Source organism: Cupriavidus sp. YAF13 (genome assembly GCF_052113425.1).
Lineage (GTDB): Bacteria > Pseudomonadota > Gammaproteobacteria > Burkholderiales > Burkholderiaceae > Cupriavidus.
The window spans coordinates 1-19,037 of the sequence record NZ_JBFRDD010000094.1 but is presented as its reverse complement, the minus strand read 5'-3'; the positions used below and the strand labels follow the sequence as shown (position 1 = coordinate 19,037).

The 19,037-nt window shown below is 63.5% G+C and carries 17 protein-coding genes; 12 read left to right on the top strand and 5 right to left on the bottom strand.

Annotated features, from left to right (window positions below; genetic code table 11):
- Positions 1–462 precede the first annotated feature (462 nt).
- The 6 genes from AB4061_RS39040 to AB4061_RS39015 all read left to right on the top strand — a co-directional run bounded on the left by AB4061_RS39040 (position 463) and on the right by AB4061_RS39015 (position 11,352).
- On the top strand, positions 463–1,866 hold the full coding sequence (locus AB4061_RS39040) for an efflux transporter outer membrane subunit (RefSeq protein WP_441641427.1): 1,404 nt from the start codon (positions 463–465) through the stop codon (positions 1,864–1,866).
- Between the two features lie 216 nt (positions 1,867–2,082).
- Positions 2,083–4,671: an FHA domain-containing protein gene (locus AB4061_RS39035; protein ID WP_441641426.1), complete on the top strand. Its 2,589-nt coding sequence runs from the start codon at positions 2,083–2,085 to the stop codon at positions 4,669–4,671.
- Complete coding sequence (locus AB4061_RS39030; RefSeq protein ID WP_441641425.1) at positions 4,640–6,022, top strand: HlyD family efflux transporter periplasmic adaptor subunit; 1,383 nt, start codon at positions 4,640–4,642, stop codon at positions 6,020–6,022. Before AB4061_RS39035 ends, AB4061_RS39030 begins: the two co-directional genes overlap by 32 nt.
- Positions 6,023–6,131: 109 nt before the next feature.
- Complete coding sequence (locus AB4061_RS39025; protein ID WP_441641424.1) at positions 6,132–6,884, top strand: peptidylprolyl isomerase; 753 nt, start codon at positions 6,132–6,134, stop codon at positions 6,882–6,884.
- Between the two features lie 20 nt (positions 6,885–6,904).
- Positions 6,905–9,964, top strand: a complete 3,060-nt coding sequence (locus tag AB4061_RS39020; protein ID WP_441641423.1) for a peptidase domain-containing ABC transporter — start codon at positions 6,905–6,907, stop codon at positions 9,962–9,964.
- A gap of 86 nt (positions 9,965–10,050) precedes the next feature.
- Entirely contained in the window at positions 10,051–11,352 is a 1,302-nt protein-coding gene (locus AB4061_RS39015; protein ID WP_441641422.1) for a sigma-54 interaction domain-containing protein, read from the top strand.
- Between the two features lie 37 nt (positions 11,353–11,389).
- Here AB4061_RS39015 and AB4061_RS39010 read toward each other — a convergent pair whose 3' ends face one another.
- Together AB4061_RS39010 and AB4061_RS39005 are read right to left on the bottom strand one after the other, a co-directional pair.
- On the bottom strand, positions 11,390–12,160 hold the full coding sequence (locus AB4061_RS39010; protein WP_441641421.1) for a PP2C family protein-serine/threonine phosphatase: 771 nt from the start codon (positions 12,158–12,160) through the stop codon (positions 11,390–11,392).
- Positions 12,161–12,275: 115 nt separating this feature from the next.
- Positions 12,276–12,563 carry a hypothetical protein gene (locus AB4061_RS39005; protein WP_441641420.1) on the bottom strand — a complete coding sequence of 96 codons (288 nt, stop codon included), beginning with the start codon at positions 12,561–12,563 and terminating at the stop codon, positions 12,276–12,278.
- 532 nt (positions 12,564–13,095) lie between these two features.
- On the opposite strand from AB4061_RS39005, the gene AB4061_RS39000 reads away from it, so the two are divergent.
- The 4 genes from AB4061_RS39000 (at position 13,096) to AB4061_RS38985 (ending at position 14,675) form a co-directional block, all read left to right on the top strand.
- Positions 13,096–13,578: a lecithin retinol acyltransferase family protein gene (locus AB4061_RS39000; protein WP_441641419.1), complete on the top strand. Its 483-nt coding sequence runs from the start codon at positions 13,096–13,098 to the stop codon at positions 13,576–13,578.
- A gap of 59 nt (positions 13,579–13,637) precedes the next feature.
- Positions 13,638–13,859: a hypothetical protein gene (locus AB4061_RS38995; RefSeq protein ID WP_441641418.1), complete on the top strand. Its 222-nt coding sequence runs from the start codon at positions 13,638–13,640 to the stop codon at positions 13,857–13,859.
- A 107-nt stretch (positions 13,860–13,966) separates the two neighbouring features.
- Positions 13,967–14,188 (top strand): hypothetical protein, encoded by a 222-nt coding sequence (locus tag AB4061_RS38990; protein WP_441641417.1) that lies wholly within the window; start codon positions 13,967–13,969, stop codon positions 14,186–14,188.
- 238 nt (positions 14,189–14,426) lie between these two features.
- A complete protein-coding gene (locus tag AB4061_RS38985) occupies positions 14,427–14,675 on the top strand; it encodes a hypothetical protein (protein ID WP_441641416.1) in 249 nt (82 codons plus the stop codon).
- 273 nt (positions 14,676–14,948) lie between these two features.
- On the opposite strand, the gene AB4061_RS38980 is transcribed toward AB4061_RS38985, so the two are convergent.
- The gene (locus AB4061_RS38980; protein ID WP_441641415.1) at positions 14,949–15,257 is read right to left on the bottom strand and encodes a hypothetical protein; all 309 of its coding nucleotides are present in this window, start codon (positions 15,255–15,257) and stop codon (positions 14,949–14,951) included.
- A 423-nt stretch (positions 15,258–15,680) separates the two neighbouring features.
- On the opposite strand from AB4061_RS38980, the gene dusA reads away from it, so the two are divergent.
- Entirely contained in the window at positions 15,681–16,718 is a 1,038-nt protein-coding gene (gene dusA, locus AB4061_RS38975) for a tRNA dihydrouridine(20/20a) synthase DusA (protein ID WP_441641414.1), read from the top strand.
- A gap of 540 nt (positions 16,719–17,258) precedes the next feature.
- Here dusA and AB4061_RS38970 read toward each other — a convergent pair.
- Complete coding sequence (locus AB4061_RS38970) at positions 17,259–17,408, bottom strand: hypothetical protein (RefSeq protein ID WP_441641413.1); 150 nt, start codon at positions 17,406–17,408, stop codon at positions 17,259–17,261.
- Between the two features lie 178 nt (positions 17,409–17,586).
- Positions 17,587–17,886 carry a hypothetical protein gene (locus AB4061_RS38965; RefSeq protein WP_441641412.1) on the bottom strand — a complete coding sequence of 100 codons (300 nt, stop codon included), beginning with the start codon at positions 17,884–17,886 and terminating at the stop codon, positions 17,587–17,589.
- 701 nt (positions 17,887–18,587) lie between these two features.
- Between AB4061_RS38965 and AB4061_RS38960 the strand changes: the two genes are divergently transcribed.
- Positions 18,588–18,695, top strand: coding sequence for a VOC family protein (locus tag AB4061_RS38960; protein ID WP_441641411.1), 108 nt, complete (start codon positions 18,588–18,590; stop codon positions 18,693–18,695).
- Positions 18,696–19,037 lie beyond the last annotated feature (342 nt).

Here is a 19,037-nt window from a genome sequence, read left to right as displayed (position 1 = left end):
TTCAGCCTGACCAAGATCGACTCGACCTTCAATGCCCAGCAACTGATCGGGCAGACGCAGAACGTCGTCAACATGAACGGCAACAACACGGCCTTTGCCGACGACATCAAGTCCCACGTGACGTCGACGCAGAACGCCAGCAACAACATCTATCGTTGAAGCCACCGCCGCCCTCCCGGCGTGCCGGGCAGGGCGGCCCTTTTCTTGCCGCAGGGCCTTTATTTACAGGTTGGATCGCGCCGCTAGCGGATACACAATGCATGCAGGGCGTGTTGATGGCGCGGCTCCTTTGCATCCGGGCCGTGACTGACCCGGCACCGATGGCGCCGGCGATGCGGCTGACGGGGGCCGGTGCCCGCCGTGGCCTCTTCAACCCGCCGACGCTCGCAGGAGGCGATCGTGCCAGACCATTTCACCCCGTTCATCGTGCATGGTGCGCGCACCACTTTGCGGCGGTGCCTGATGGCAGGCGCCTGCCTGCTGGTGCTGGCCGCTTGCGCCGACTTTCGTCCTCCGGTGTACCAGCGGCCCGAAACGCCGGCCAAGCCGGATTGGGCGCGCCAGGGATCGATCACGGTTTCGCCGGCGGAAACGATCGTGCCGAACTGGTGGCAGGCGTTCCGGGATCCGTACCTGGATGGGCTGGTCGACAAGGCGATTGCGGGGAACTACGACATCAAGGTGCTGGCCGCGCGCATCAAGGTGGCGGGCGCGCAGATCGCCGAGGTCAAGGCCGGCGCGCTGCCGGTTTTTGACGTGGGGGCAGGGGCAAGCTTCGAGAAGAGCACGGGCACGTCGCTCGTCAAGACCTACAACCTCGGCACCCAGGTCAACTGGGACATCGATATATGGGGCAAGGTGGAGAAGGGCGTGCAGGCCCAGACCGCCGAATTCAACGCAACCGAAGCGGATTGGCGTGCCGGCTACCTCACCCTGGTCTCGGATGTGTCCACCACCTACTTCCAGATATTGCAGTTCGACGAACAGATCGATCAGCAGAGCAAAACGCTGGCGAGGAACAAGCAGATCCTCACCACCTACCAGGCCATGTTCCAGAACGGCCTGATCCCGAAGATCCGCGTGATGCAGCAGCAGGCCGAGATCAACCGGCTCACCAAGGACCTGCTGGAGCTGCGCCGCTCGCGCGACATTTCCGAGAACGCGCTGGCCACGCTGGTGGGCGTACCGGCTGGCGTGTTCAAGGTGCCCGCCGGGCGACTGCAAGAGCGCGTGCAACTGCCGATGGTGCCGGCGGGGCTGCCGTCGCAATTGCTCTCGCGGCGCCCTGACATCGTGGCAGCGGAGTATCGCGTGCTCGAGTCCGTCAACCTGGTCGGCCAGGCGCGCCTGGCGCAACTGCCCAGCGTCAGCCTGACGGGCCGCGGCGGTACGGCAAGCTTCGCGCTGAGCGCCCTGCTGAAGTCCTTCACCTTCGGTTTCATGCCGAGCATCAATCTGCCCATGCTGGACCCGGGCGTGCGTGCCCGGGTGAAGACCAGCGAGGCGCAGACCAAGGTTGCCGAGAGCGAATACGGCCGCACCGTGATTACGGCATTCGAGGAAGTGGAGAACGCGCTGGTCAATGTTGACGCGCACAAGAAGCAGCGCGTGGAACTGCAGCAGCAGGTTGCGCAATTGCGCGTGGTGTCGGCGCAGATCGAGGCCCAGCTGAAGGAGGGCGTGGTGTCCCAGCTCGATGTCTTCGAGACCGAGCGATCGCTGCTGAGCGCGCAACAGGAATTGTTGGCCAACCACCAACAGATCCTGGCCGACACTGTCACCCTCTACAAGGCACTTGGGGGCGGATGGCCAAGCACCGAGGTGAGCAACGCGCCGAAAGAGACGTCACAGCAGGTCTCGAAGTAAGGGGCTGCAACCTGTTGCGCACGAGAAGCTGGGCACGCCTGGCAAGGCGCGAAGTACGCCACCGGCGGACGTTTGACTACGGGCAAGCGTGGCCTACTATGTCCTTAGTCAACACGTTCACGACGCAGCGGGCCGCACCGGCTCGCGCCGTCGCCATGAAACACGGCTTGCCGCTGGCGCACGCGTCGTGGCACGCGCTGTTGGTGGTATCGAAACATGGCTCCAGACGAAGCTCTGATTGTCGAGATGCGGGCAAAGGTGGGGCAGGCGTTCGATATCGTGCTCGAGCCCATCTCCAACCCTGAGCTCGGCGAGATCCGCATCGACGAGAGCCTGTTCGCCGTGGGCCGCGCGGAAGCGCCTTTCGCGGCATRCCCGCCCGATATAGCCGCGGTACTCTCGCGCCGTCATGCGCGCATCTTTTCCGAACATGGCGCGGCCTATATCGCTGACCTGGGCAGCAAGAACGGCACCACCGTCAATGGCGCGGCCGTGGCGCAGCAGCCGGCCAGGCTGCGCGACGGCGATGAACTGCGCTTCGGCGCTGCGCTGTCCTACCTGGTGCGGTTGCGCGCGCGCGCGCCGGTCCAGGCGCCAAGGCAGGCGCCGATGGTGCTGACGCTCGTGCCCGAGCGCGACGATCTTGGCCTGCAGCCGATCGAGGTGGCCGGCTTTCCCTTCCTGATCAGCAAGGCGGATGCGTCTTTTTCCCGTTACAAGGAGAGGTATCCGCATCAGGTCAACTATATCTCGCGCCGTCATGCGCACATCTTCCTGAAAGGGAACGATCCATTTGTCGAGGACCTCGGCAGTACCAATGGGACCTTCGTCAACGGCAAGCGGGTGGATGAGCACGCGGTCGCACTCGGCGAGAGGGACCTTCTCGCGTTCGGTGGCAATCATTTTGTCTATCGGGTTGGCATATGCAACCAGGCCGCCGCCGACGCAACCCTCACCAGTTCGAACCTGCCGCCGCCCGATGCCGCCGACGTGCACGCCCAGGAGCGGGCGGCTCCAGTCTCGGCCCCGTCGGCACCGGCACCCGCCGCGGTGCCAGCACCCGCCACGCCTGCGCACGATCCCGACAAGACCACGTTTGTCGCCGCGGCGGGCTCCTTTCTGGATATCTTCTGCGTCGACTATGCCGCCCAGCAGGAGGATGAGGTCAATCAGGAGGCATTGCCCCAGCCGGAAGGCGATGGCGGCGCGACGGACAAGCCGCGCGCGCAGGGCAAGTTCGCACTCGTCATGGGCAGGCTAGGCAGCAGCTTTGGCGCTTCGGAGCGCGCTGGCCTGAAGCGCGCGGCACGCTGGGGCGGTGCCGTCGCCGTGGCGGTCGTGGCGTTGCTGCTCTTCCTGTACTTGCGCGGCGCGCCCGAGCGCGAGATGCGGTCCTTGATGGCCGGCGGCAACTACGCCCGCGCCGCTGCCGTGGCCGACGCGTATCTGGAACGCCACCCGGATCATGCCCAGTTCCGCGCGATGGGTACCGAGGCGCTGTTGCGCGATCAGGTGCCCGGATGGATCGGCAAGCTGCAGGCGCGCGACTTCAATGGCGCCGAGACGGCGCTGGCGCGTATGAAGACGCTAGGCGCGCACAATGCCGACGCGCGCGGCGTGCTGGATGAACTCGACTGGATCGGCCGGCTGAACCGCTTCGTGGCCGGCCGGGGCGGCGTGGATGCGCCGATCCGTATTTTCACCGATGAAGCGGGCATTCGTGCGCTGCTCAAGCACTGGAATGACGACACGCCCGCGCACCAGCGGGCTCTGGACCGCATCGCCGCCTATGTGCCGCAATTCAGGGAGCCATATGCCGATGCGCTCAGCTATGTGCGCAAGCTGCAGAGTGACGATTCGGTCTATCTGGCCGCCATCGACCGCTTGAATGCATCGCTGGCCACCGGGCTGGCGAGCGACCATCCCGAAGCGCTGCAGGCCGTGCTGGCGGACTACGCGGAGAAGTATCCAAGGCTCGCCGGCATGGATCGCATCAAGGAAGACCTGCGCCAGTACATTGCGCTGGACAGCGCGGCGCGCGCAGCCAAGCTAGGCCCGCTGATGGCCCTGATGGCCAAGCCCAGCTTTTCCACACCACCCTTCCAGGCGCGCTTTCGCGAACTGGCGGCCAGGCGCCTGCCGGCGCCGGAACTGGTGCGCCAGTACGCCGAGGTGGACAAGGCCTGGCGCGCAGGGGACAGCGCCAAGGCGTTTGCCGGGCTGCAAGCGATAAAGACGGGGCCGTGGGCCGAGGCCGCGGCCAAGGACCTTGCGCGCAAGCAGGCCGTCGCCGCGCAGTTCGCCGTGCTGCCGAAGGCGCGCGGCGGCAAGAGCGATGAGGACGCCTTGCTGTCGTTCTACGCCATGCTCGATCCCGCCGAGGATGCCTACTTCCTAAAGGCGGTCGAGCCCGATGTGGCGGCGATACACGATGCAGCGATCCGGCGTGCGCAGGAACTGATGAACGCCGCGCTCGCGTCGTGGCGCCAGTATCGCCGCGATGGCGCCATCGGCGGCGAGCAGCGGCTGGAGTCCGACATCTCCGCCAAGTTCCGCGCGCAGGCACGCCTGCTGTCCAATGCCAGTGCGCAAGCGCACCAGGGCATGCGCATTTACGCGCAGTTGAAGGTTGGCGATACGGCGCAGTGGAGCCAGGTCCGGGAGGATATCGATTCGGAGACGGAGCTGCAACGGCGTTCGCTGCAGGAATTGCGCATGGTGCTGAGCCCGGCGCTGCTCAAGTCCAAGCTGGCATTGATTGGAGGGGAGGGTGATGAAGGACGACAGCCGAGACAATCGCCTTAAGCCGCTGTCCGAGGCGCTTGAGGACCACAGCGCCGAGGGCATTGCCATTCTCAGCGCGGAGCCCTGGAAGCTGATGCAGATCTCCGTGCTGGTCATGGTGTCGCTGGTCGTCTGCGCGCTGGTCTGGTCGTTCGTGGGCCACGCGGATGTGATCGTGTCCGCGGACGGCACCCTCGCCCCGGAATCGGAAGTGCGGCGGTTCTATGCGCCGGTGGACGGGGAGCTGGCGGATCTCTATGTGGCCGAGGGCCAGCCGGTGAACAAGGACGACGTGCTGGCGCGGCTCAATGCGCGTGGCGCGATCGAGGCCGCCACCAACGCGCTGGAGGCGCAGCTCAAGCTGCAGGATTCCGAGCGCGAGTGGAAGCAGTTTCCCGACAAGAAGCTGTTGATGGAGCGCAAGGCGGCAGCGTTGAAGCAGCAGATCGATGTGGCGGAGCGCCTGCACGAGAACCGTACGGCGGAGGGCACGACCCGGCTCGCGGAACAACAGCGGGCACAGTTGCAGCAGGCGCGCAGCAACCTGGACAGCGCGCGGCGCACGCGTGAATTCGCGCGCCAGGAGCAGGACCGCTATGCCCGCCTGTTTGCGCTGCCGGGCGGCGGCGGGGTCTCGCAATCGCAGGTGGAGAGCAAGCGGATTGCGGCTGTGGAAGCGGAGAACGCGCTGCAGATTGCCCAGTCGCGGCTAGCCGAGCTGGATTCCAAGCTGAGCCAGGAATTCAATCAGGCCACCGTGCAGCTCGAAGGCAGCAGCCAGGAGCTGACCAACCTGCGCATCCAGCACGACGCCGCGCTGCGCGAGATAGCCAATACAGAAGACAAGCTGCGCCTGCAGGTGCAGACCGCGCGCCTGGTTGCCGAGGCGGCGGCGCGCATCCGTTTCGAGAATATCGACAAGGATAACTTCCTGCTGATCCTGGCGCCCGTGGCGGGCGTGATTACCGATGTCAGCTCCACGCAGCGCGGTGACAAGGTTTTGGCCAATGCGCCATTGGGCGGCATCGCGCCCAAGAACGCGCGCCCCGTGCTCAAGATCGAGATTGCCGAGCGCGATCGTGCCTTCCTGCGCGAGGGCTTGCCGGTCAAGTTGAAGTTCAACGCCTTTCCCTACCAGCGCTATGGCTTGATTGCCGGCACGCTCGAGTACATCTCGCCAGCAACCAAGCTGGCGGGGCCGAACAAGCAGCCGGTGTACGAGGGGCGCGTCCGGCTGGCGCAAGACTACTACACGGTGGCAGACAACAAGTACCCGCTGCGCTACGGCATGACCGCCACGGCCGAAATCGTGGTGCGCGAGCGGCGCCTGATCGACCTGGGGCTGGATCCGTTCCGGCAGGTGGCGGGCTGAAGCTAGCGGATAGCGGCAACACCTGGAAGGTGGTCAGGGATGCATCGGCGGCCCGCACCGGCGTGCGGGTGGATTTTGGCGAATGGAAAACAATCAAGGAGCTGACGAGATGACAGCGATTGTGCGGGTCGACGATGAAGTCATCGGGGTCGAGGAATTCATCCGGGTCTTGAAGCTCACGGGCCAGTTCGAAGGGCTGGTCGAGCAGATCGTCAGGGACAAGCTCACGGTGCACGCGGCGAAGAAGCAGGGCATTACCGTGGCGCCGGAGGAAATCCAGGAACGCGCCGATCAGTTCCGGCGCGTGCAGGGCTTGCACCGCGCGACGGAGATGAACCATTATCTCGACGTGCTCGGTGTGAGCCTGGACGAGTTTGAAGCGTTCGTGACCGATAGCCTCTACCAGGAGAAGATGCTTGCCGAGGTGGCCAGCGACAAGGCCGTCGAGGCCTACTTCAAGCTGCACTCGCCGAAATTCGACAGCATCGAGGTGAGCCATATCGTGGTGGACGCTGAGGGCAAGGCAAAGGAGCTGATCTCCTATCTGCGGGACGATCCCGACAGCTTCGCCGAGATGGCGCGCGAGCACTCCATCGCGGACACGAAAGAGCAGGGCGGCGCGATCGGCAAGGTCCTGCGCGGTTCGCTGAAGACGGATATTGAAGCCAAGGTGTTCAACGCCGCCACCGGCGACCTGCTCGGTCCGTTCCCGTCCCAGGATCGCTCCTTCTTCGAGATCTTCATGGTAAGCGCCAAGCATCCTGCTGCGCTCGATGCCGATGTGGCGGCGGAGGTGCGCCGACTCCTGCGTGAAGACTGGCTGATGGCCAGGGCGCAGGAACACGTCATCGAAGCGCGCTAGCCGCTAGCGCCCAGACGCATATGGAAGCCAGCCCCGAACTGCATCCGCTCGCCGACTTCCTGGCTGGCGTGGAAATACTCTCGCCGTTCTCGCGCGAGGAAATGGAGCGGCTGGCGGAGCATGCGCAAGCGCTTTCGTACGGCTTTGGCGAGACCATCTGCAATGCGGGCGAGGCGGCAGACGGGCTCTTCATCATCAAGTCGGGGTCCGTGCGCATCTTCAACGAAGACAATGGCAAGGAAGTCAGCCTTGGCGTGCGCAAGGCGCGCGAGGTGTTCGCCGACATTGCCATGCTGCGCGAGTACCGGCATGAATCCTCGGTGCGCTCGTCCGCCAAGACCGAGCTGCTCTTCATTCCGCGCAGCGTGACCGAGCCCATGATTGCGCAAAATCCGGCGGCGATGGCTTTTGTTGCCAGCTATGTGGCGATCAGTTCGGCCGGCGGCTTTGTCGCCCGCTTGTTCGACCTGCGCGGCAAGCTCGACAAGAGTGAGCTGGAGGAGGCCGTGCGCAGCGTGGGGGTGAAGCGCGTTTCCGCCGGCAAGGAGATCCTGAAGCAGGATGCACGGGAGGACCGCCGCCTGTACGTGGTGCGCCAGGGCGAAGTGCGCATTGTGCGGACCGAGGAGGGCGTCGAGTATCCGTTGGCGACCTTGCGCCAGGGCGACATCTTTGGCGAGCGCGCCTGCGTGATGCGCCAGGAGCAGATCGCGGCGGCCATCGCCGGCACGGATGCGCGGCTGCTGGTGATTCCGGAAAAGACCGTGCAACTGATCCTGGAGCGCAATCCCAAGCTGCGCGAGGTGCTGGAAGAGCGCATCCGCTTTATCGACCGGGAGCTGCACCGGCAAAAGAAGATGGCCGAGCGGCGCAAGCATCCGGTGATGCTCGACCTGCGCTCGAAGCCGGAGTTCGGTGAGCGCGTTATCCGCCGCTTCGCCCTGGTCGAGCAAGCCGAGGAGATGGATTGCGGCGCTGCCTGCCTGGCGATGATCTGCCGCCATCACGGCATCCCCATGACGCTCGGCAAGCTACGCGAGCTGGCCAACGTGACCACGCAGGGCGCCACGCTGGACAGCCTGGCCCGCGCCGGCGAGTCGCTCGGCTTTACCACGCGCGGCGTGCAGTGCACGCATGATTCCTTGCTGGGTTTCGAGCTGCCGTTCATCGTGCACTGGGAGGGCTACCACTACGTGGTGGTGTACGGTGTATCGAAGCGCTGGGTGTGGGTGGCTGACCCAGCGCTCGGCTTTCGCAAGATGGGCGTGGAGGAGTTCGAGCGCGGGTGGAGCGGCACCTGCCTGCTTTTCACCTCCGGCGAAAGCATGGCGCAACTGGCGGTGGCACGCTCGCCCTGGCTGCGCTTCATCGGCTACCTGGCGCCGYACAAACGGATCCTTGCGCACCTGTTCATGGCGACCTTCGTGATCCAGGTGCTGGGCGTGGTGCCGCCCCTGATCATCCAGAACATCCTTGACGGGGTGGTCGTGCACCAGAACATGGGCCTGCTGAACCTGCTGATACTTGGGTTGATCGTTTCCAGCGTGTTTTCGCAACTGATGAGTTCGGTGCGAGCGTATCTAGCCAACTTCATGGTGCGCAATATGGACTTCGCCATGATGTCGCACTTCTTCAAACACACCATGTCGCTGCCATTTTCCTTCTTCGCCAAGCGCAAGACGGGCGACATCTTCGCGCGCTTCCAGGAGAACCAGACCATCCGCGCCTTCCTGACCGAGTCGACGGTGACAACGGCGCTCAACCTGCTGATGGTGTTTATCTACTTCACCATCATGTTCCTCTACAACGTCAAGATGACGCTGGTGCTGATCGCCTTCGTGGTCCCGATCGCGATCCTGACGATCGTGGCAACGCCAAAGGTCAAGGCCTTCGCGCGCGAGGTGTTCACCACCACGACCGATGCGCGGTCCTACCTGATGGAGACGCTGGGCGGGGTGGAAACGGTCAAGGGCATGGGAATCGAGCGCCCGGTGCGCCTGAAGTGGGAGAAGAAGTACGCCAAGGCGCTGGAGGTCCAGTACAAGGCGCAGGCGTTCCATATCCTGGTTGGGCTGGCCAGCCAGTTGCTCAATGCCGCGACCACCATCGCGGTGCTATGGGTGGGCGCCAACCTGGTGCTGCAGCGCGAGCTGACCGTTGGCCAGCTCATTGCCTTCAACGCCTTCATGGGCAGCGTGCTGGCGCCGTTGATGGGGCTGGTGGCATTGTGGGGCCAGCTCAACGATGCCGGCGTGGCGATGGAGCGCCTGGGCGACGTGCTGGACCTCGATCCGGAGCAAAAGCCGGAGGATCTGGCGTCACGCGTGATGCTGCCGGACCTGCAAGGCGAGATCAACCTGGATGGGGTCTATTTCCGCTACGGCGGCGCCGAAACGCCCTACGTGCTGGAGAACATCAGCTTCAGCATCAAGCCCGGCGAATTGCTGGCCATTGTGGGACGCAGCGGATCGGGCAAGACCACGCTGGCCAAGATGCTGGTGGGGTTCTACGTGCCCACGGACGGCAAGATCACCGTGGACGGCTACGACCTCGGCGTGATCGACAAAGAGTATTACCGCGCGCAGATCGGCTACGTGATGCAGAGCAACCTGCTGTTCTCAGGCACCATCGCCGAGAACATCGCCTGCGGCGACGACAGCCCGGATCGCCGCCATATCGAGGAAGTCGCCAAGATGGCCGATGCCCACGCGTTCATCAGCAAGCTGCCGCTGGGTTACGAGCAAGTGGTGGGCGAGCGCGGCGTGGGTTTGTCCGGCGGGCAGATCCAGCGCCTGTGCATTGCCCGCGCGCTTTATCACGATCCGCGCCTGCTGGTCTTCGACGAGGCAACCTCGGCGCTGGACACGCAATCGGAGAGCAACATCCTTGGCAACATGCAGGAGATCCTGCAGGGCCGCACGGCCGTGATCATCGCGCACCGCCTGAGCACCATCATGCGCGCGGACAAGATCCTGGTGCTGTACGAAGGGGCCATCGTGGAGCAAGGGCGGCATGAGGAACTGCTGGAGCGCAAGGGCATGTACTACCAGCTGGTGCAGAAGCAGCTGAGCTCGGAGTGAGCGCTTTCGCACAGCCCGGGTGCCGCCGGGCGGCAACGGCGCATCTGGCATATCTGCCGTATCGCGACGCATTGGGGGAGCGCGACATGAAGCTGTTCAACCAGGGTGGCTCCGTCGGGTCGGCCATCTCCTATGCCGGGCTGATCGAGAAGATCGAGATCCTGCGCTCGACGTTGCGCTGGGCCTCCAAGCTCGAGCGCACGGAGATCGAGAAGCTGCTCAAGCAGGCCACCACGCTGCGCGACGAGGTGATGCAGCTATCGCACAAGGAGCGCTTTGTGCAGGCAGCCGTGGCGGAGCCGGTGCCGGCCGACCTGGCGCCGCGCGAGCGCCGCCAGGCGTTGCTGGAGCGCAGCTTTATTTTCGAGGGCACCTTTGGCGACAACCCCAAGCTGCTGGAGGCGCTGGAGATCGCCGAGAAGGCGGCGCCGACCGATCTGCCGGTGCTGATCGATGGCGAGAGCGGCACGGGCAAGGAGCTGATGGCCAAGGTGATCCATGCCAACGGCTCCAGGACGGATAAGCCCTATATCTCGGTGAACTGCGGGGCCATCCCTGAGAACCTGCTGGAGTCGGAGTTGTTCGGCCACAAGAAGGGCGCCTTTACCGGCGCGGCCAACGATCGCCGCGGCAAGTTCGAGAGCGCGCATACCGGCACCATCTTCCTCGATGAGATTGGCGAACTGCCACTCACCGGGCAGGTCAAGCTGCTGCGCGTGCTGGAGTCGCACGAAATCCAGCGGGTCGGCTCTGACGAGACGATTTCGGTCGACACGCGCATCGTGGCAGCCACCAACCGGGACCTGCGGCGCCTGAGCGAGGAGGGCAAGTTCCGCGAAGACCTGTTCTACCGCCTCAGTGTGATCCACGTCACGCTGCCGCCGCTGCGCGAGCGGCGCGACGAAATCGCCTTGCTGGTGGCGTATTTCGGCGACGAGGCCGCCGGCGTGTTAAAGCGCCGGCCCATCAAGCTCACCCCGCGCCTGCGTGACTTCTTGATGAATTACGCCTATCCGGGCAACATCCGCGAGTTGCGCAACCTGATGTACCGGACCTCCTGCCTTGCCGGCGACACGGCCGATCTGGAGCATCTTCCGCAGGACCTGCGGCCCAAGCCATCGGCGCCGGCAGCCAGTGGCGCCGTGGCACCGCTCGTGGTGGATGCGTCCACGGCCACCTCGCTCAGCGAAGCCAAGCGCGCCGCCAGCGATGAAGCCGAACGCGCATTTCTCGAGCGGGGTTTGCAGGAGGTCGGCGGCACGGTGGCGGAACTGGCCAGGCGCTTCGACATGAATCGCTCGCACCTGCAGATGCTGCTGAAGAAACACGGCATCCATTCCAAGGATTTCCGCAACCAGGGCGCGGCGCAGGGCGGCAAGGCGCGGTAGGAGGGCGGCGGGAGGGCGGTGAGCCGCACGCCACAGGCTACAGCGCGGGATTCACCATGGTCTTGTCCGAGGCATAGAGATCCTCGGCGCGCGCCACCACCGCCGAGATGTTGTCGTGACCGCCACGGCCCAGCGCCGCGGTCACCAGTGCCTGCGCCGCCAGCTCGCAATCGCCGCAGGCCAGCACGCTGGCGATCTCCGGGTCCCGCAGCTCATTGCTCAGGCCATCGCTGCAGAGCAGGAACATATCGGCATCCGCGACTTCCACCCAGGTCTGGTCCAGCTCCAGCGCCGTGTTCGCGCCGACCGCGCGGGTGATGGTGTTGTGCGCAGGGTGATGCACAGCTTCTTCCGCAGTGATCAGGCCGCGCGCCTTGAGTTCTTCCACGCGGCTGTGGTCCCGGGTCAACTGGGTCAGGTGCGCGTCCCGGTACAGGTAGATGCGGCTGTCGCCCGCCCACAGGCAGCCACAAAAGCGTTCGCACGCCATCAGCACCACCACCGTGCTGCCGATGCGCCGGACCTGCCGGCGCGCCGCTTCCTCCAGCAGTTCGCGATTGACTTGCTGCAAGGCGATGCGGGCCCCGTCGAGCAAGCTTTCGAGGCTGTGCGGCAGGGCCAGCCGGGACAGCGTCTCCACGACCAGATTGCTGGCATAGTCGCCAACCGCGTGGCCGCCCATGCCATCCGCCACCACCCAGAGCCCGCGCTCCGGCTGGGCGAGACAGGCATCCTCATTGCGCTCCCGTACCAGGCCGACATCGGTGCGAGCGGCTGAAGTCCAGCGGAATTGCGATGCACAGGTCACGATCATCTCCGGTGTTCGGGCGAGCTAGGACGCCACAACGCCACGCCAGCGCCTGGGCGGCATTGGCGTGGCGGGCGGCGCATGGCTGGACCGTGCGGGCTGCGCGCGAACCGGCTTACATCCGGCCGTCGTTCCTTGCCCCTTGTCCCGCTTGCACATTGATGTTCGCGCCGGGCGCCGTATTGCGAACGTCTATGTTCTGGAATTGGTTAACCATTTGATCAGCATAGAAGCTGTTGTTGATCTCGTAAAAGTTGACGACGGGCCCAATGCTTTGCCGGGGCGGGGAATAGGGCTGGATCCAGCCGAATACCCAGGGCGCGCCACCGCCCCGGATGGCCGCCATGGCCTGGCCATCCAGCGTGCGGTTGGTGTAGAGGTCGTTGATGGTGAGCGCCGCCATGATGGTCTCCGGTGCGTGGGATGGGTAGGGGCTGTGTTGCGGTCCGTGGCTTCTTGCCATGCGTCTATAGAGCAAAGCGCATGCCAGTGATGTGGCTGGCCCGATGCGGCGCCGCAAGTGCTTGAATTTGCTGTGTTTCCCCTTCTCGCTGGCGATACCGGACTGACCTCGGAATTCGCGGCAGGGCCATAAGCGTTGGCGCAACGCCAACATCCTCCACCGGCATGGTGGGGGAAACCCACCGATTTGACTCGGGCTCGCCGCCCGGCAGCGCATTGCCACTGCCACTGCCACAGCCATCGCATCCGCTTCGTCATGGCTTCCACGGTCTCGCGGACCTCCCTGATGGCATGCCGCCAACACTACTGGGATCAGACTGTTGGCTGGCCGGAGACGCCTATCCCCTGCCTGGCCGGTTGAAAACACCGTAATCCCTTGATCTGCCTGGGGCTGCGGCGTTGGCACGGTTGATGCGGATAGTGTGGCAACCAGCAGGCAATGCCTGCAGCCAGCAAACAGATCAGAGGCAGCCATGAACCACCAACACCAACACCAACAACAAGACAAGGCCATCGATGCCGACCTTCCCCTAGGCGCGCACCTGGTCACGGAGCGCCGAGGCTATGCCCACCACGGCATTTACATCGGCGAAGGCAAGGTGGTTCACTATGCCGGCTTTGCCGGCTCGCTCCATCGCGGCCCGGTGGAGGAAACCACGGTGGAAGCTTTCGCTGCGGGTCACATGGTCACCGTGAAGGCCAATCCTTGCGCCAGGTATGTCGGCCTGGAAGCCGTGGCGCGCGCCTGCTCCCGCCTCGGTGAAGACAGCTACCGGCTCCTGACCAACAACTGTGAGCATTTCTGTACCTGGTGCCTGTTTGGCGAAGGCCGCAGCGAGCAAGTGGACGCCTGCCTGCACCACCCCTGCATGGCCGTGCAGGCCGTCGCCAACCTGCTCAGGGCGTTTCTCGAAACCGGGTTCAAGGGCGCGCACTTCGGCGCCCGTGCCGCCTAACGCGTGGCGCGCGGCGCGTGAGGTGGGTCGCTTCAATCAGGCAAGCCAAGGAGACTGACATGCAAACCGCCAAGATATCCCTGCGTGGGCTGATCGACAAATGGCTTGGCTCCAACCTGGCGGCGCCCGCGCGGATCACCCGCGTGCGCAGTCCGCGGGCTTGCCGCAGCGACTGTATCCGGGTGGATGTGGCCCGCCCGTCGGGGCAGTTGTCGATGTTCTTCTTCCGCCATGCCGATGGGTGCTGGTGCGTATTCCCGCCAGCGCTCAGGGTGGGCTGAGGTGCTTGACCCGCGCCACGCTGCATGCGAGCTCAATGCCTTCTCCTGGCCACGCGGCGATGTGTCCATCTATCATGGCTTCATCCCCAGCGACGAGGAGCCGCGCAATGGAACGACGATTCGAGTACGGCGGTTATGCCGTGGTGGCACGCGCGGCTGCACTGGCCGGTGGCGGCTATACGGCAACGGTTACCATTTCCGACGCCTTCGGCGACGCGCCGCAGCCTTCATTCGAGGAAGAGGCCGGCGTGGCTGACACGGCGGAAGCCGCGATTGCCCTGGCGGAAGCCTCGGCCATGCGGACCATCGACGCCGGGCAGGTGAACTAGCCGGGCAGGCCTCGGCCTTCAATATCGTGCAAGGCTGTCATTAGCGGGACTTTGCGCAGGTGCGCTTGCCACGACTTAAAATGGCGGCTGCTGTTCAGCCTGACGCCCGTCCGGGCGCGCCGACCGGCCCCTCCGGAACCCCATGTACGCCATCCTGCCAGCCTTCATAGTGCGCCGCCAGGATGAAGAGTAGGTCCTTGGGCCGTGCTACGATTCTCTTGAACAACTGGAGAAAGCTATGGATCTCCAAGGCTTCACGTACTACAAGGATCACTGGTACGAGGCTTCCGCGGCGTCCCCAACCGGTGGGCCTTGGCATGGTGAGGTGACGATCTGCGCAAAGGCGGCGGATGGCAGCTCGATCAAGATCTTCGAGCACGAACCCGTGCCTGGGCAGTATTTTTCCGAAGGCGAGGCCTGGCAGCATGCACGCGACTATGCCGAGAAGCTGATAGACGAAGGCCGGGCGGACCCAGGCGCTCACTGATTCGCGCACCGTACCCCATCCGGGTCAGCCACACTGCGTGCTACGGTCTTCCGAAATCCGGGGAGGCACAATGGACTTCAAGTACAGAGGCCGGGATATCTCCATCCAGACGAGAGAGGTCGCGAGCAATCGGTGGGACTGGTCGTATGTTATCCGTGGGCACGGACACAGGCAAAACACTCGGGAGCCTGCGGCCTCGGAAGAGCTCGCGATCGATGATGCATATCGAGTTGCGAAACGCGAGATTGATCAGATCAGCGTTGACTGCGACGACTAGCCGCAGCGCCTGGGCCTGGCGATCCAGTCGAGGCCGAAGTGCATGTTCACGCGATGCGTCAGCACCGCTGACTTGTTCTGCCCCACATCCGCTGCACTGAACAGCGGGCGGCCCATGTTCGCTTCGCTCACCGTATCCGGGTCGAATGTCACAACGCGCAAGCCTGGGTGGCCGAGGGCGCGGATGGCGTGATTGAGCCTGGTCAGCCCCGTCAGCATCTGCGAGCCGTTGCCGCTACAACCGATCGGCACCACCTCGACAACCCGATCGAGGCAGGCGGACGGGGTGATATGGATACCGGTCACGTCGGCTCGTAATCCAGGACCACCGCTTCATCCCACCTGGCGAGCGAAGTTTCCCCGAGGTGACGCTTCAGCATTTTGAGGGAGCCTGCCTTACTACGACCAATCGGGCGCAGCTTTCCAACCTCTTCCTCGTACTTCGTGATTAGTGCCCCGATGGTAAACTCGGTTAATCTCCGATCGTCGGCGAACCCTCCGTTCCACACGCCGATTTCTACCTGCTGAGCCCAGCGCCTTTTTGTCGAAGGTGCGCGTGATTGTGGGGTGGCCCTTGCGTCTTATCTGAGCACGCCACTTGTCCCCTATCTTGATGATGGAAGCCACTTTCCGTCCTGTGCGTGTAGCAATCTCGTAGCAATCGAAGCAGAAATGACGGTAAATATGATGTGTTATTGATAAGGATCGGTTCAGCCGATTCGACAAGAAATGACTGATTTAAAAGGAAAAATGGCTGCTACGGGCGCTCGTAGGGTATCGGTTGCACCGATGATGGATTGGACTGATCGTCATTGCCGCATGCTTCACCGGCAACTGAGCCGCCATACCTGGCTGTACACGGAGATGGTGACCACCGGCGCGCTGCTCCATGGCGATGTGGCCCGTCATCTCGACTTCGACGCCGCTGAGCAACCCGTGGCCCTGCAACTCGGCGGCAGCGAGCCTGCTGACCTGGCCGCCGCGGCGAAACTGGGCGAGCAATGGGGGTACGTGGAGGTGAATCTGAACTGCGGCTGCCCTTCCGAGCGGGTGCAGCGCGGTGCATTCGGCGCTTGCCTGATGGCGGAGCCGGAACTGGTGGCGGATTGCGTGAAGGCGATGCGCGACGCGGTATCGATTCCCGTGACCGTCAAGCATCGCATCGGCATTGACACGATCGAACATTATGACTTTGTTCGCGACTTCGTTGGCACCGTGGCCGATGCGGGGTGTGAGACCTTTATCGTGCATGCGCGCAATGCGATCCTGAAGGGGTTGAGCCCAAAGGAAAATCGCGAGATCCCGCCGCTGCGTTATGAAGTGGCTTACCAACTTAAGCAGGAATTCCCGCATCTCGAGATCCTGATCAATGGCGGCATCGTCACGCACGACGAGATGGACGCGCACCTGGCACATGTGGATGGCGTCATGATTGGACGGGAGGCCTATCACCAGCCCTACGTGCTGGCGGAAATGGATGGGCGTTTCTATGCCGCGCAGACCCCGGTGCCATCACGGTTGGACGTTGAGCTGGCGATGCAGCGTTATATTGGGGATGTCGTCGAGAAGGGCGGCTATATGGGTGCGGTGACACGCCATATGCTGGGCCTGCATCGTGGTATCCATGGTGGCCGCGGCTGGCGGCGGGTTTTGTCGGATGCGCGCCGCATGCACGCGGTGCGCACACGCGCAGCCGTCGACGCCATGTTTGAAGAGGCGCGGGCGCATCTGCTGCAGGGAGGCGCGCCATCCCTCGAGGCGGCTTGAACAAGATCCGCTAGGGTTGGCGGGGGGGATTATCGGGAAGTGTTCGCGTGCGCGGCCAGCATGCAGGCCTTGATTGCGAATGGATCGCATTTGCGCACTCTGAGCATAATGGGTGTTGAACGCTTGCTGTGGCGTCAGCTGGAATATTTCCTCTAACTTCGAATGCCCTTTTTATGCGCTGGAGCCGCAGGGGGCTGTGACGCGCACTTGATCGTCGTGGCGGGCCGCTTTCCCGCCATGGCAAAGGGATTCCCCTAATTAGTCAGGGAGCCGCAAGTTCTTACACTGTGCTTGCCCTCGAATACAGGGCTTTCTTCAACTGATTGTTCAGCCCGCCTAGTGCGGGCTTTTTTTTATCATGGTAGCTGCGACTGCGTGGTCGACTTCGGTTTACCCGGATGGTGCGAACGGAAAACGACAGTTAGATTACCAAAGCCTTCAGGGCAATTGAGATCGCTAATTTAAGAACCCGCGCTGCGGGTTCTTTTTTTTGCCTGTTGCCGCTTGCTATCGAGTGGCCGCTTTGGCAGGCACTGCGCACTACTTGTCGCTGGTGCGCGAGACGCCGACATCAATGGTGCCGTATGTGGTGATGCTTGCCTCGCGGCCATCGGCGCCTTGGCTGGCGCATCCAACAAGGGCCACCAGCAGCGCGCATCCCGCCAGCAGTCCCCACAACGTTTGTTTCATAGTCCTTTCCCGGTGTTGCCGCGGAAACAGCATTCTCCATTGGGTATCCGGCGCCGGGTTTAGTTCCTGTCCGGAGGTGACCGATGCAAAGCAACGGCTGCGAGCTCTTGCGGACAAACTAGGCGGAAAGAGGCGGGGAGGAGGAGGGCTGCTGCCTTGCGAGCGTCGGACGTCTGGCTTATCCGATGACAAATCGGTGTAGCAGCAACGTCGCAATGGCCGGGCAGGCGAGGACCAGTCCGCCCAGTGCGGGGAATCGTTGCGACCACATACCGATCAGGGCGGGGATGGCCGCAATCGGACCAAGGATATGCATCAGCAAGGAAAGCAGGGTATCGGCGTGGTCAGCGTTCGTAGCCTGCGACACTTCGCTTCCACCATGCGGGCCAAAGAGTCCGTACGCACTCCCGAACAGAAGGACGACCAGGCAAAGCGTGGCGGCTAGCTTGAGGGTGAGTTTGGTGCTGAAGGACCGCATCGTTGTTCTTTCCACTTGGATTGTGAGCCCCCCGGTGTGCCGGGTAGGGCGCTCGGCGCATGCCAAGAATGTTTGTGAAAATAGCGCAAACTGCACCCAAACCAACTGAGACTTTTCTAAGTCAGAATTAAGTCGAATCGAGGCGGCCGACAGCGCACTTGGCGGCGTATGCAATTGTTTGCGGTTTTGCGTGGCCGGGTCGATACAAGCCTGTTGCCACCCTCCGCCATTTCTTGGCCCAGATTCGACGCTAGCGCGCGTCAGCGGTGGGGCGGGGCACCGGAGTACCGTTTGTGGCGAGGGCGTCATTGCGGAAGACGTCCTGTGTTGGATGTTGGAGGCCAGCGGAGGCCACCAAGACTCCATGCGCTGGCAAGTTACACCGCGCGGCAGATGACTGGTGGTGTGCACTTTGATCTCCCTTTGCCGTGATCTAGCATGGAACCGTCAGATCTTCCTGGCACGGGTTTGAGGAGATGGTTATGGGAAAGTGTGATCTGGATGGGGAATGTTCCGCAGGGGGGTGTGCCGCCAAGGGCTTAGCCATTGGCGTGCTTGTGCTGGGTGCCTTGCTGGCGTTCGGGTGCCTCTGCTGCGAGCGGCACAAGGCCCGCAGCAACCGTGAATAGACGATTTGAGCGAACCCGTGCGGGCCACGTGACGGGGCCGCGTCATCCCGGCTATCTCATTGTTTGTGAGTTGTGAGTCGCCAGTCGCAATTGGAGGTGGACACCCTGTGGGAGCAATTGTCCACTGGCGGGGAGGACGGGCAGTGCGGTTGGCTCAAGGATAAGTTTGGCGTGTCCTGACGGATCGCTCGATCGATCCTCGGCCGGCTGCTGCAGGGCAAGGATGGGGGCAAGTCGGCTCGGGTCATGGAAGCGATGTTCAAGATGCGTAAGCTGGACATTGCTTTGCTAGCGCAGGCATACGAGCGGATTTGATCTTGGATGTTACTTATGATCAACTTTATTCCTCTCGAAAGACTCTCGAAAGATTCGCTCAAGAAAACGCTTGCCAAGGCCGAGGGGGTCCCCTATGATTCGCCCCCTCGCAACACGAAACACCGCTGCAAAGCAGACGGGACAAGGGTTGCGGGGTCGGCAGGGGTGGTTGGCGGCGCGCATGGCGCAGCGAGCTGAAGGAAAAAA

Bases quoted from the DNA above. Each gene is read 5' to 3' on its own strand.
- AB4061_RS39040 (WP_441641427.1), top strand. From the start codon at position 463: ATGGCAGGCGCCTGCCTGCTGGTGCTGGCCGCTTGCGCCGACTTTCGT.
- AB4061_RS39030 (WP_441641425.1), top strand. From the start codon at position 4,640: ATGAAGGACGACAGCCGAGACAATCGCCTTAAGCCGCTGTCCGAGGCG.
- AB4061_RS39025 (WP_441641424.1), top strand. From the start codon at position 6,132: ATGACAGCGATTGTGCGGGTCGACGATGAAGTCATCGGGGTCGAGGAA.
- AB4061_RS39015 (WP_441641422.1), top strand. From the start codon at position 10,051: ATGAAGCTGTTCAACCAGGGTGGCTCCGTCGGGTCGGCCATCTCCTAT.
- AB4061_RS39005 (WP_441641420.1), bottom strand. From the start codon at position 12,563: ATGGCGGCGCTCACCATCAACGACCTCTACACCAACCGCACGCTGGAT.
- AB4061_RS39000 (WP_441641419.1), top strand. From the start codon at position 13,096: ATGAACCACCAACACCAACACCAACAACAAGACAAGGCCATCGATGCC.
- AB4061_RS38995 (WP_441641418.1), top strand. From the start codon at position 13,638: ATGCAAACCGCCAAGATATCCCTGCGTGGGCTGATCGACAAATGGCTT.
- AB4061_RS38990 (WP_441641417.1), top strand. From the start codon at position 13,967: ATGGAACGACGATTCGAGTACGGCGGTTATGCCGTGGTGGCACGCGCG.
- AB4061_RS38985 (WP_441641416.1), top strand. From the start codon at position 14,427: ATGGATCTCCAAGGCTTCACGTACTACAAGGATCACTGGTACGAGGCT.
- dusA (WP_441641414.1), top strand. From the start codon at position 15,681: ATGACTGATTTAAAAGGAAAAATGGCTGCTACGGGCGCTCGTAGGGTA.
- AB4061_RS38970 (WP_441641413.1), bottom strand. From the start codon at position 17,408: ATGAAACAAACGTTGTGGGGACTGCTGGCGGGATGCGCGCTGCTGGTG.
- AB4061_RS38965 (WP_441641412.1), bottom strand. From the start codon at position 17,886: ATGCGGTCCTTCAGCACCAAACTCACCCTCAAGCTAGCCGCCACGCTT.